At 44.9% G+C, this 13,353-nt stretch carries 9 protein-coding genes; all 9 read right to left on the bottom strand.

Features of this window, described 5'->3' with window-relative positions:
* Positions 1–29: 29 nt before the first annotated feature.
* On the bottom strand, positions 30–2,396 hold the full coding sequence (locus BLW16_RS17355) for a GH92 family glycosyl hydrolase (protein WP_090558966.1): 2,367 nt from the start codon (positions 2,394–2,396) through the stop codon (positions 30–32).
* Positions 2,397–2,410: 14 nt separating this feature from the next.
* Positions 2,411–4,030: a RagB/SusD family nutrient uptake outer membrane protein gene (locus tag BLW16_RS17350; protein ID WP_090558964.1), complete on the bottom strand. Its 1,620-nt coding sequence runs from the start codon at positions 4,028–4,030 to the stop codon at positions 2,411–2,413.
* Between the two features lie 23 nt (positions 4,031–4,053).
* The gene (locus BLW16_RS17345; protein WP_090558962.1) at positions 4,054–7,230 is read right to left on the bottom strand and encodes a SusC/RagA family TonB-linked outer membrane protein; all 3,177 of its coding nucleotides are present in this window, start codon (positions 7,228–7,230) and stop codon (positions 4,054–4,056) included.
* A gap of 38 nt (positions 7,231–7,268) precedes the next feature.
* Positions 7,269–8,678, bottom strand: a complete 1,410-nt coding sequence (locus tag BLW16_RS17340) for a sugar porter family MFS transporter (RefSeq protein ID WP_090558960.1) — start codon at positions 8,676–8,678, stop codon at positions 7,269–7,271.
* A 5-nt stretch (positions 8,679–8,683) separates the two neighbouring features.
* Entirely contained in the window at positions 8,684–10,489 is a 1,806-nt protein-coding gene (locus BLW16_RS17335; RefSeq protein ID WP_090558958.1) for a class I mannose-6-phosphate isomerase, read from the bottom strand.
* A gap of 554 nt (positions 10,490–11,043) precedes the next feature.
* Positions 11,044–11,775 carry a nucleotidyl transferase AbiEii/AbiGii toxin family protein gene (locus BLW16_RS17330; protein ID WP_245735369.1) on the bottom strand — a complete coding sequence of 244 codons (732 nt, stop codon included), beginning with the start codon at positions 11,773–11,775 and terminating at the stop codon, positions 11,044–11,046.
* Between the two features lie 32 nt (positions 11,776–11,807).
* Entirely contained in the window at positions 11,808–11,996 is a 189-nt protein-coding gene (locus BLW16_RS23535; RefSeq protein ID WP_217631592.1) for a hypothetical protein, read from the bottom strand.
* Positions 11,986–12,603: a DUF6088 family protein gene (locus tag BLW16_RS17325; protein WP_245735359.1), complete on the bottom strand. Its 618-nt coding sequence runs from the start codon at positions 12,601–12,603 to the stop codon at positions 11,986–11,988. Before BLW16_RS17325 ends, BLW16_RS23535 begins: the two co-directional genes overlap by 11 nt.
* 180 nt (positions 12,604–12,783) lie before the next feature.
* Entirely contained in the window at positions 12,784–13,272 is a 489-nt protein-coding gene (locus BLW16_RS17320) for a hypothetical protein (protein WP_090558956.1), read from the bottom strand.
* Between the last annotated feature and the right edge of the window lie 81 nt (positions 13,273–13,353).

Here is a 13,353-nt window from a genome sequence, read left to right as displayed (position 1 = left end):
GTCAGTAAATATAAAGAAAGTGTGTTGTTTTATTGGGCAGATGGAGGCGGAACTTTAGTGCCCCAGTTCTTGTTTGGCTGGTTGCCCATTGTAAAGACGAGCTCACCTCCCCGCATTAACTCATCACGGTACAGCCAGCAGTTATCCAATGGTTTTCCGTTAAAGGTAGCCGACTGTACATAAAAGTTGTCTTTACCATTGTTCTTCGTTACGATTGTTAAGGTTTTCTGATTTCCCAGGGTGATCTTTGCCTGATCGAACAGCGGACTTCCCAGCTGGATGACCGGCCTGGCATCCGTTAAACCTTTTACGTCAAACAGCGCCAGCGCATTCATCACATACCAGGAGCCTAATTGTCCCTGATCTTCGTCCTGTCCGTACCCATAGCCATGTATCGGTTCCGTACCGTAAAAGTCCCGGCCGATCAGCCGCGTCCATTTTTGCGTTAACCAGGGCTGCCCCGAGAAATTGAACAGCCAGCTGATATGCAGATTCGGTTGATTTCCATGATTATAGATTGCATTAATTCCGGCAAAAGCGTCAATGGACTTGCCGCCGCCAAAACCAAGTTTTTCAGAGACAGTGAAAATACTGTCCAGTCTTTTATTGAAGTTGTCGCGGCCAATCGCTTCTACCAAACCTCCCGGATTCTGTGGTACATAAAAAGTATACTGTATCGCATTGCCCTCCTGGAATCCGCGCCAGGGTTGGTAAGGATCAAATTTGCCTATAAAAGTTCCGTCTGCACGCTTAGGCTGCATCAGTTTGTTCTTCGGGTTCAGCAAAGCCTTCCAGCCGTTTGCATATTTGGTCAGCTCCTGATAATCGGCTGTCTTACCCATCGCTTTCGCCATCTGAGCGGTAGCATAGGCACTGAAACTATATTCCAGCGTATGTGATCCTGAGAAATTCGATCCGGTAGAATCGGTCACAAAATCACGACCTGTCTGCTCCAGGTGTGGCACATAGCCATATTGTAAGAAAGCTTTGGTATCCAGTTTTCCTGCCCCGAGGATACGGTTTTTGTAATTCAGGTCGTTCGCCTTCACTGCCTGATAGGCCAGTTCCGTATCGTAATTGCGGATGCCTGAATTATAGGCTGCAGCAATTGCTAAGCCCACAAAGTTGGTACCTACACCGGAAATGTATTCACTGTTGGCAATCCCATCCCCAAACCAGCCGCGGTCTTTATACAATTGCAGCTGGGTGTTCACAAAACTACCATACCATTCCGGGTAGCTAAGCGCCCAGAGTTGCGTAATGTTCCAGTAGCCGCCCCAGATCGCGTCAGTATTGATAAATTCAGCTTTCATCCCATTATCTTTCTGCTCAGGGAGCTGACCAGCCATACCGCCATGTTTCGGATAAGCACCATTCACATCACTGGCAATACCCCTGCCCAAAAGCGCATGAAAAAGCCCGGTGTAAAATTTGGTTTTGTCCTGCTCGTTTTTGCCTTCAACGCTGATCTTTCCCAGTTCCTGCTGCCAGGTTTCCTGTGCATCTTTACGGGCCTGTTCAAACGTTAAATCTCTGGCTTCTGTGGCGAAATTTAATTTTGCATTATTGATCGAAGTATAGGACAAGCCGGTTTTCACTTCTATAGTTTCATCAGCAGCAGTCTGATAGTTCAGGACTAAACCCGCACCCAGCCCTTTGGCTGCCGTGGTTTTAGCCTGGATCGCGTTAGCTGTAAAAGCCGTCACATCAGCAGGCTTTTTGCTAAGCGCACCATAAAAGAACATCGCCACCTTTCCTGCAGGGTCGTAGATCTTTACATATTTTGGATAGGTAAATACATAGCCTTCAAAATGCGTGTCGTCGATCATTTTAATGCTGGCATCGGTCACTTCACCACTTTCCCCCTGCTTATTGCCAATATCCAGGATGATATGACTCTGCTCATTTTTTGGAAAACGATACCGCTGGAAGCCTACCCTTTTGGTAGCTGTCAGTTCGGCAGTGATCCCATAATCAGATAGCAGTACTTTGTAGTAACCGGGTTCGGCCACTTCGTTTTTACGGTCGAAATTGGAACGGTAGCCCGCTGTTTTACCGTCCAGATCTCCCGGTCTCACTTTCAGTTTGCCTGTAGTGGGCATATAACTGAGTCCGCCAACCTGCCATTCATGGAAATGGACAAAACCCTCTATCGAGTTTTGGCGGGTATCATAACCTACCGCTTCCCAGCCAGAGGCATTTCCATAATGTCCGTTGGTGGAAGGAGCAAGTTTTGCCATACCATAAGGCACAGCAGCAGGGGTATAAAAGAACCACCTGCTGTGTGCAGTCCCGATATTAGGGTCTACATAATGCAGCACGCTGTCCTGTTTTACCTTGCAGGAAGCCAATGCTGCTGCCAATAGTATACATCCGATGCTTAGTTTCTTTTTCATAAAAGGAATATCAGTTAGTAACCCCGGTTCTGTGTCAGATTGCCATTGAGCCCTATCTCTGAAGATGGTATTGGCCAAAGGTAATCCTTCTCCGTAAATGTTCTTCTTTGTGCACGGATATAGCCGTTATCTATCGCAGGATCACCAAATTTTGCACCATGTGCATAGCCGTTCAGCACAGTTTCTGCGATTTTCCAGCGGCGGAGATCATCTGTCCTCAGACCTTCCATCGCCAATTCAGACCTGCGTTCACGGTGGATAATGGTGGTTAGATTCGCTGTTCCCGGAAAACTTAAGGCGGCAGCATCAGTAAAACCTGCACGCTGACGCAATAAGCGGATGGTATTGTTCCATACGGTCTCATCCAGCTGGCCGAGGGATTGTTTGGCTTCAGCATAGGTCAGCAACACTTCTGCATACCGAAGCAGGTGGAGGTTAGTGCCTGAAGCAAAGGATGTCAGGGCAATCGGGTCAAAATATTTACGCCAGTAATAACCGGTTGGCGAAGAAGCCTGTGAGGCTGCACTGTATTCATCCAGGCGTGAAGCATCAGGATCGGTACCTGGTTTGATATAGATCACTTTGACCGTTCCATCTGGTCTTACCCAGTTAAATTTATCGTAAACCACCGTAGCTGTCAGGCGCGGATCGCGGTTGATATAAGGGTTGGTTTCAATATAGCCCGAACCGGTTTCGCTGATTCCTCTGCCATTGAGTGTGATATAGTCGTCTACTAATTCCTGAGTTGGGGCCATACCACTTACACGACCGCCCACAGAGCGTGGTGCAAAATCAAAAAATTCGCTCCAGGTACGTACCGAAGGCACATATTGCAGGGAAAGGATCACCTCATTATTAGTTCTATTCACAGTGGGGTTACTGAAAAGATCAGAATAGTTGTTCACCAGGCTGTACTGCCCGTTGGTACCGCCTTCCCTGATCAGCCTTTCGCACAGGGTGATTACATCGGCCATGCGGTTGCCTTCGTATAATAATACACGGGCTTCAAGCGCGATCGCAGCTCCTTTGCTGATCCTTCCGTTCTCACTGGCCGGAATAGCTTCTTTAGCAGGCAGTGCCGCAGCAGCAGCTTCCAGTTCATCGGTTACGAATTTGATCACTGTAGCTTTAGGGCTGCGTGCAATCGTTTTGGCCTCCTCAGCCGTGATGTCCTTATCGATCAAAGGTACGTCGCCATACCATTTCGTCAGGTTAAAATGCGCGAAGGCACGGATAAATCGATTTTCGGCTTTCAGACGGCTGATCGTTGCTGCCGGCAGTGTTTTGTTCTGGTCAACGTTGGCGAGAAAGACATTACAGGACTTGATCGTGCTGTAATAATATTTCCAGTCATTGAGGAACTGTGCCTGGGACGCATTCGCATTGCCACTGGCGATCAGGGCATAGTCGCCTGTTGTACTGTATGCATTATCAGAGGTTGATTCATTGTAGAAGAACATCATGCTGGTATACATCAGGCCGTAGTTATTATTCAGGGCACTATATACGTTAGCATCTACCGTCCAGAAATTACTTTCAGAGAAGCGGTCGGTAGGCTCCAGATCCAGTTTTTTACATCCTGTTACCGTAATGGCTATCAATCCGGCAATCAATATATGAGTTAAAAATTTCATCGTCTTATAAATTAAATATGTCCTTAAAAAGTGATGTCTAAACCGGCACCGTAAAATACCGGCAGCGGATAACTGCGTGCACTGTTGGAGCCGGTGGTTACTGCTACACTGTTCCCAAACTCGGTTGTTTCCGGATCGATAAATTTAAGCTTGCTAACGGTGAACAGGTTTTGTCCGATCAGGGAGATACGGAGACGTTCCATTCCTGCTTTCCTGCTGATGCGCTGCGGGAAAGTATAACCGATGTTCAGGTTTTTCAGACGGGCATAGGCTGCATTGAATTTGTATACATCAGAACCCTGACGCCAGTTATTGGTATTGGAACCGGAGCCTATTGCCGCCAGACGCGGATATCTTGCATCCGGATTATCTGGTGTCCAGAAATCCGTCATGTGCTCATACACTGTTGCACCATAGTTATAGTGGAAAGGTTCCACGAGTTCGCCCCTCAGGAAAGCGTCCCTTTTACCTACACCCTGAATGAACACCTGGAAGTCAAAGTTTTTATAGTTCAGCCTGTAAGTGAAACCGAAAGTGTAGCGCGGGAAGGGATTCCCTAAAACAGTTTTATCCTTATCATCGATCACACCATCACCATTCCGGTCTACGAATTTAATATCCCCGGGGCCAACATTTGCACCCACAGGTTTAGGCGCAGTGGCCACATCCGAAGCGTTCTGGAAATAGCCATTGGTCTGGTAACCATAATACTGCGTGATCGGCTCACCTACTCTTCTGATCAGTTGGAACACATCCTGGTTGAGGATCTGCTCATTGGTACCGCCGGTCAGTTTCAGCAGTTTATTTTTGCTGTCCGCGATGTTGAAACTGAAACTATGTTCCGCTGCACCGGTGGTCATATGGTAAGCGATGGTAGCTTCCCAGCCCTGATTGCGAACTTTCGCCACATTATAATCCGGCAACCCTGCACCAAATAACGCGGGAACATCATAACGCGGTTGCAGGATATCTCTGGTCACCTTGTTGAAGTAATCAAATGATCCTGTCAGCTTATTATCGAAAAAGCCCAGGTCAACCCCAATGTTGAGGGTAGCCGCTTTTTCCCAGGTCAGCGCCGGATTGCCCAGGGTGAATCCTGCACCGCCAACCGGCTGGCCATTAAATCCATAGGCACTTGCGTAATTGAAATAGGTGGTCAGGAACTGGTAGTTCCCTAAGTTAGGATCTCCCAGGGAAGCACCCACATTCTGATTACCCAGGATACCATAGGTGGTACGTAATTTAAGATTGCTGATGGTATTTTTCAGCGGTTGCATAAAGGATTCATCCATGATCAGCCATCCCAGGTTGACAGATGGGAATATACTGGAACGGTTTCCTTTTGCAAATCTGGAGGACACATCATTCCTTACTGTGGCTTCGAACAGATAGCGGCCTTTGTACGCATAGTTAATTCTGGAGAACAGGGAGTTCAGGCTCCTCTGCTCCACACCGATACTGTTGGTGGAATTGATCGCATCGATCAGCGTTCCGGTTGTAGAGGTGCCCAGGTAAGGATCAGTAAGGGTTTTCTGTAACTGAAATCCTCTGATACTGAAGTTTTCATTAGAAGCGCCGAACAAGATCTTGTAGCTATGGTCCTGAATCGTTTTACCATATTCCAGCAATAACTGAGTATTCAGGAGTACAGATTTATTATTGCGGTCGGTTACTGTAAGATCATCACCATAAACCCCGGAAGGAAGGTAATTCACTTTGGAACGTCTGAAAAAATAACCATTGTTGGCGATTGTTCCTCCGAAGATCCCGGTTATTTTCAGGTCTTTTGTGAGGTTGATCTGTCCGTTGAAATTACCGAAGATCTCGTCATTGTCCGTCTGTTCGTATCCTCCCTTTTCCAGGATGCCATATCCACTGTACTGTGAAGCAACCGGGTTGGTGAGGTAGTTTCCGTCAGCATCCTGAAAGTTGTAGTTCTGTGGAACGCGGTTTGCATCAGCAAAAATATTGTTGTCCCCAACACTGTTTGATTTGTTACGTGCTTTGGTATAATTGAGGATCATATTGACCCTCAGGATTCCGATTTGCGAAGTCTGGTTTAAACGCACATTGTATTTGGTATAGCCGAAATCCGGACCTGAACCGCCGTTCCCGATCAGGTTACTTTTCTGATCCTGGTAACCCGCTGATAAATAATAGGAACTGGTTGGTCCGCCACCATTGATACTGACGTTTTGTGATTGCTGAGGGGCGGTCTTTAACAGGTGCTCGATGTCCCATGTTCCAGGACCCATGTTCCGGATCTCCTGGATCTGATCGGCCGTATAGGCTACAGGTAAACCGGCATTGACTAAAGACTGATTTTTATATTCCGCATTCTCCGCTGCATCAACCTTATGCACAAGAACCCTTGGGTCTTGAAGGCCATAACTTGAGTTATAGCTGAGCGATGGTTTCTGATTGATCTTGCCACTTTTGGTGGTCACCAGTAAAACGCCGTTCGCTGCACGGGAACCGTAGATCGCAGCCGAACCTGCATCCTTCAATACGGATACACTGGCAATATCATTGGGATTGAGGGTATTGATATTACCTCCAATGATCCCGTCGATAACTACCAGAGGATCATTATTACCCAGCGTACCTACCCCGCGGATATTAATATTGACATTACTGCCGGGGTTGAGCTGGCTCTGCTGGATGGTCAGGTTGGGCGCTTCGCCCTGTAAAGCCTGCAAGGTATTGAGAACAGGTTTGTTTTCGATGTTTTTTGAACTGACCTGGCTTACAGCACCCGTCACGCTCACACGTGATTGGGTACCATATCCTACTACAACCACCTCAGACAGGTCGTTGCTTACCGGAACCAGGCTAACACTGATCTCGGTTTTACCGGCCATCAGGACTTCCTGTGTGGTATAACCCACATAGGTGAAGGTGAGGCTTTTTCCTGCGGAACCATCAGGTATGGTAAGTTTATAGTTTCCGTTCGTATCGGTAACTGTGCCGATTTTGGTACCGGTGATATTGACACTCACGCCCGGTACAGGTTGTTTTTTCTCATCCAGCACACGGCCTGACATTACGATATCTGCCTGCTGTGCTAATGGGTGATTGGGCAGGCTGGCGGCAAACACCACCGGCCCGGTATATAAGGTGGCACATACCAGGATGGCCGCCATTGGTTTGCGATAAGGCCAGCGTATCTGCACCAGCCCGTTGAGTAGTTTATTTTTCATACGGTAATATTTGGTTAAAGGTTGATTGTTATATTTTTTTAATGTTCATAATCTTTTTTCCAGTGGGCCTCAATATCTTCGAGGGTTCGGCCTTTGGTTTCGGGGATGAGTTTCCAGGTGAGCAGAAGTGCGGGAGAACAGCATAACGCGAAAATCCAGAACGTCCATGATGAACCGAGACCCGCTAACATAAGAGGGGTGAGTTGTCCGACCAGGAAGTTCCCTATCCATAAAGATAAAGTGGCCAGTGCCATCGCTTCACCCCTGATTGCATTCGGAAAAATTTCCCCCACCACCACCCAGCAGACAGGGCCGAAAGAAAAAGCAAAACAGGCGATAAATGCGAGAATAAACAGCAGTATCCATGGGCCTGAAGTAATTCCGAAAGCAAAGAGCGCCCCGATGATCAGTAGTGAGACCACCGCACCGCCAATGCCTACCATTAATAGCGGTCTTCTGCCCCATTTGTCCACCGTAAAAATGGCGACAAAGGTAAATACCACGTTCACCAGCCCAATCGTTACCTGACCACCCAGCGCATTGTTCAATGTGAAGCCGGCCTGTTCCAGAATTCGCGGACCATAATAGATCACGGCATTGATGCCGCAGACCTGCGAGAGGAACGGCAGCAATAAACCGATCCATAAAGCCTTGCGGTACACTGGGGTAAAGAGTTCTATGATCGAGCCCTTACGAATATCCCCTTGCGCCTTAAAAGCCTGGATTTCACGCCCGGCAGCTTCGGCACCGTCAATTTTCACGAGTATATCCGCTGCTTTTCGTTCCTGCCCCTGCAGCAACAGCCATCTGGGCGATTCGGGGACCAGGAACAGACAAAGTAAGAATACACCCGCGGGCAGCGCACCCAGGCCCAGCATAGCACGCCATACTTCAGTAGAAAAGATACGCGTCATCACTTCAGTATTGTGTATCACCCCCGTATGATCCGCGAGGTATGCATTGGAAAAATAAGCCAGTACAATACCGATAGTTAAGGCCAGCTGGTATAAAGAAACCATCATGCCACGTAAACGCGAGGGGGCAAATTCAGAAATATACAGCGGTGATACCATAGAAGCCACACCTATACCCAACCCTCCTACCAGACGGAAGACAATAAGAAAAGTAAATGATACAGAAAGCATACAACCGATCGCGGAAGTCAGGAAAAGTACGGCTGAGATAATGAGTACGATCCGGCGGCCATACCGATCGCTCAGTTTACCGGAAAAGCTAACCCCAAAAATACAACCGAGCAGCGCACAGCTGACAAACCAGCCTTCACTGACCGGGCTAAGGTTAAAATCGCTTTTTACCAGGCTGATCGTCCCGGAAATTACCGCAGTATCAAAGCCAAACAGAAAACCACCCAGTGCAGCCACCAGACAAACAAGATACAGGTACATGCTGCTTTTCGTTGGAGAAGTATTGTTCAGAGCATCATTCATATCTGTTATTTTAAAAATGCAAGAATAACCCTCGCGCGGCCTTCACCCAGGTTGGTTAAAGTATATGATCCAGCCGCCGCAGGGACTACAAAGGTTTCCGCATAAGCATAGGTATGTTTGGTGCCATCTGCGGTTTCGATGCTGACAGCAGAACCTTCCACCAGCATCATGATGTGACAGCAATCATCTGTATTTCTGAAGATCTCTCCGTCAAATTCAAGGCGGTAGACATCATAGAAATGATCTTTATGCGTAGGCAGATGAACGACCTGCCAGTTTTCTGCTTCTTCAATCACCACAGGTTTGGAAATCAGCTCTTTACTGACCTGCTCACCTTTACGGTTGAAATCAAGATTATGGAATGCATGATCGATATTGATCGGCCTTGGTTTACCTTCCAGATCCAGGCGAACCCAGTCGTACATCTTGAAAGTAAAAATATAAGGTGTAGCACTGATCTCGAGCACGAGACTCCCTTTGCCGGCACTATGAACCGTACCATTCGGGATCAGGAACAGATCGTGTTTTTTCGCTTCATGTAACTGTACATATTGTGTAATATCAATCTCTTCAGCTTTTTCCTCACTGTGTTTAAGAACGGCTTTGAAAGTTTCAGGATCGATATCCTCCTGGAAGCCAAGATATACTGTTGCATTGGTTTCGCAGTCAAGGATATAGTAGGTTTCATCCTGTGTGATATTTTCGCCAAAATTTTCCCTGATATAATTTAGACGCGGATGGCATTGGATGGAAAGATTACCGCCCCCGTAAGTATCAAGAAAGTCGAACCGTACAGGAAACTCATCCCCAAAGATATCGGCATGTTTGCCGAGTACCTGCTTCTGGTTTTCAAACATCAGCATATCAAATGATACTTCGAGCAGGTTGCCATTGCTTTCAAACACCAGTCCATTTTCCGGAACAATCAGCTCAAAAGACCAGGCATAATTGACAACATCGTTATTGAGCTGTCCGATCCGCTCCTTTATCCACTGTCCGCCCCATGCGCCGGGTTCAAACCAGGGCCGTACCCGAATGACGGATCGGCTCATTTTGCCAAGGCCTTCCGACAGATCGGTTTTGAACATCCAGTTGATATGATCCGGCCATTGCCCGTCGGCCACTGTGACGATCTTGTTCAGGATAGCTTTTTTGTGCTTGTTCAGCAGTACCCAGTCTACAAAATAAGAGCGCTTGTACATTTTAAAGCTTTCTTTCAGCTCTCCTGCTCCCAAATTGTTGATAGAACCGGCTCTCATCCTGAACTGCAATTCATTTTTCGGAAGATCGATATACAGGATAGGAGCATCCCAATTAGCCAGTGCCGCGCCTGTGCCCAGGACGATATTGAGATCTGCCTGCTCATCAGGTTTTATAGCAGAAAGTTGATCCAACTGATACATATCTGCGAGGGTCAGGGTACATTTTGTACCCCAAACAGCGTTTTCAGTACCCAAAAATGGTGCTACCAGCTCATCGATTTCCGTCACCGGTTTCAAGTAATCACTGGTAATGAACCAGTTGGCATTCAGTCCTTCTTTAGCGAGAAAATGGTTAATAGTTTCCTGCACCTGGTCCCAGAAAACACCACCATATCCATCAATTACTATATTCTTTTCTCCGATCATCCACTGCGTTAGGGAAGCGTAACCACTAAATATTTTATCCGCCCCCAGACTGAATACAGGGTAGATATTATACCCGTCTGTTACATCCGGTTGCTCAGGCAATCTTGATGGCATAAGGTACTGGGCTGTTTTACGCAGCCTGGTGCTGGTTTCCAGCATATCATCTTTTAAGTTTGAATCCATTTTACTGTTAAGGCATGTACATATTACTGGCGACAGGCTAGCTCAGACCGGATGCCTGAGCGAAAGCACAAATATTTGGTTATACAGTGGTAGTATTATGTACAAACATAGTAATTATATTGACCAAACAAAAAAATATAAAATAAATATTCAGGGCACAAAATACACTGAAAACTGATCTAATAAGCACATTAAGCAATCATGCATGTATATACATATTTACATTGAAAAAACTACTTCCTTTCGTAAATTAAAATCAGCATGCATTATCAAGGGGGAAAAGCCAGAGACTATCTGGTGAAATTCCCGCAAAGGTTGAACAGAATCATTGAACACCGGAAGGTTACTTATGGCGACTTTAAGTTTTCCTGGATTAAAGGATGATCGCTCACATAAAGTAACTTTTACCACGTTAACTATCTGCTATGATTTTGAAAGATAGATCACAATATTATAATTGCTGTTTATTTTGATAGCCACGATGCCTTTCTAATAGTTTATCAGCAATTTTATATAGACTTACATGTTTCTCCCTTAATAGGACCAGTAGATTATTAGAGTTTATGTATATAAGTTTTTAATCGGCCTAACAGATCATCGAAATCAGGCTGTGCCTGATAATAGAGTGCGGCTGTATCTTGGTAACGCTTGCGAAACTGGGCTCTTAATTCAGGAGTGTCAAGAAGGAATGCTTGATTCTGCGCTATTGGAATAGCATAATCTTGTTTTGGAAATCTAGCCCTTTTATGCGCTTGATATTCATCGGTATTTAAAAAATCCTGTACAGCACTATTATCTAACAAGCAGTAGATATCATAATATTGCCTCATCAGATTGGGCTTTGGAATTCCAGTTTCCTGTTCCTGCCTAAATTTCGTTGCGATCGTTTGAAGTTTCTCAACAAAAGTGTATCCAGGATGATAGCAAACTATACTTACTGCCCTGTTATCTATGATTTCAAGAACTTTATTGCCAGCTATCTTATCATAAACCCATGAGCTTATGGTAAGTTGTGTATTTGGGGTAATCGTATCAAATCCGGCTTCTAAAATAATCCCTTCTTTGACTCCTTCTATGCGGTCTGTTTTCGTCTCATAAAACAATCTGATCCCACCACTACGATAGGCTTTTTCATCATCGAACAAGGTATCTCTTTCCACAGAAACAATACCCTCGATCTCAATATTCATAGCCAGCCAATCATAAAAGTCTTTTCTCGACTTTACGCTACCAGTATTATTATTACCGGGGTTTTCCTTTACTTTTAATTCTGGGGGTGATGTGATATGAATATCAATATCTTCAGAAAAACGATGTATTATCTTATATCCTTTAGAGAAGTACCTCCCTTTAATTCGAAATTTAGCCCCTGTTTCTTTAGCCCATATAAGACGTGCATGATCCAGTAATCCTTTTCAACCAGTCCAACCTGTATGTTTGTTTCACCAGCTACAATTTGCAATAAGTCCAAAAAGTCTTTGCGCTCATGAAGATAATTAGCTGGCATGTTTTAGCTGTTCTTTTCTATTCATCAATGGCAAAAGAATCTTCTTGGCTTTAGCATTACCATATTCCAAAACGGAATCCTCAAGTTTCTTTGTGTCCATAGTCTGAACCTTAGATGATACATTTTTAAGAACTTCTTCCTGATCTTCCGCTAATTTTTGTAGATTATTAACCAGATCCACCAGCAAAAACTCTAGCGTCAATTTCTTAGGAAAATGATGTTTAACATGAAAAGAAAACTTTTGGCCACCCAATTGAAATTCCCCATTACGTTTGTGATTGTATACAGTTCTTATATTGTAAAGCTGAGTGGTACCCACGCCTAAGCTATTATACAGATTTAAAGACGTCAGAAGAAATCTATCATCTTTTAGAAAACTACGAACTAATGCCTCCTCTTCAGGTGGAATTGCGCCGAAGGCACTTTCCTTTGGATAATAATATAATCCCTGGGACAATTTCTGTAAAGTTCCATCCTCTAAAAGCATTTCAAGATGACGATCAACCGACTTAGACCATTTAGTCAGTTCGGTTCGGCGATATACCTTTCCACGTTTTAAATGTTTTTTCAGTTCGTTTAACTTGGTCATGATGGCTTTTCCTTTCAAAGCTGTAAAGGTAGTATATCTCGTGGGTAAACACAAGAATATTTTTGTAAAATTCATGCAAAAAAACTTCAATATATACTGATATACAGTTATTTGATAATATATATAAATTCATGATCTAATGCGCCAACAATTTGAACATGTACCAAAATGAGCATTGCACGCCGAATCAGCAACAAGTTATCTGATAGAATTCACTGGTTTCAGTTCCAACTGAACCCTATGCTTCCACCTGAAAAACTTTTTGCTCCTTCTTCGCACCAACTCAATGACCTTGGCTTGTACCTCATCGACAATAGACCAATCCTTAGTGATGTAAATATCCGTTATCTGGTTAGACTGATCCTTATGGTTCATCGCCAATCCGACATCATCCTTTGAACACCGGCAAATATTCCTCGCCCAGGAGCCAAACATACGGCGGGCATCTATAAATTCTAATTCTGGTATATTCAATTTTGTGCTGAGTGCATTCATGCCGATACTTAAAGCTCTGTCTAAAGAATTATGTGTAGAATATTTATCCTGCAATGTACCGGCATATTTTTTATATAGCTTCAACGCAACAGGATGAATAGGAACGCTTATAAAGGCTTTATCTTTCCTGCGCTTAGTCTTTGATCTGTTATACTCTAAACGAGGTTGCAGGGCAGTGTGGAATTGCAACATTAAAGTTGACATTTAGTTAAGCGGCAATATTTTGTTTATTTAAGTTTCTACCAAATTCTTCTGGGGACAAGTATCCCAGTG

The organism is Pedobacter hartonius (assembly GCF_900107535.1).
GTDB lineage: Bacteria > Bacteroidota > Bacteroidia > Sphingobacteriales > Sphingobacteriaceae > Pedobacter > Pedobacter hartonius.
This window is presented reverse-complemented; position numbering and strand designations above follow the sequence as displayed.

Bases quoted from the DNA above. Each gene is read 5' to 3' on its own strand.
- BLW16_RS17355 (WP_090558966.1), bottom strand. From the start codon at position 2,396: ATGAAAAAGAAACTAAGCATCGGATGTATACTATTGGCAGCAGCATTG.
- BLW16_RS17350 (WP_090558964.1), bottom strand. From the start codon at position 4,030: ATGAAATTTTTAACTCATATATTGATTGCCGGATTGATAGCCATTACG.
- BLW16_RS17345 (WP_090558962.1), bottom strand. From the start codon at position 7,230: ATGAAAAATAAACTACTCAACGGGCTGGTGCAGATACGCTGGCCTTAT.
- BLW16_RS17340 (WP_090558960.1), bottom strand. From the start codon at position 8,678: ATGAATGATGCTCTGAACAATACTTCTCCAACGAAAAGCAGCATGTAC.
- BLW16_RS17335 (WP_090558958.1), bottom strand. From the start codon at position 10,489: ATGGATTCAAACTTAAAAGATGATATGCTGGAAACCAGCACCAGGCTG.
- BLW16_RS23535 (WP_217631592.1), bottom strand. From the start codon at position 11,996: ATGCCAGCTAATTATCTTCATGAGCGCAAAGACTTTTTGGACTTATTG.
- BLW16_RS17320 (WP_090558956.1), bottom strand. From the start codon at position 13,272: ATGTTGCAATTCCACACTGCCCTGCAACCTCGTTTAGAGTATAACAGA.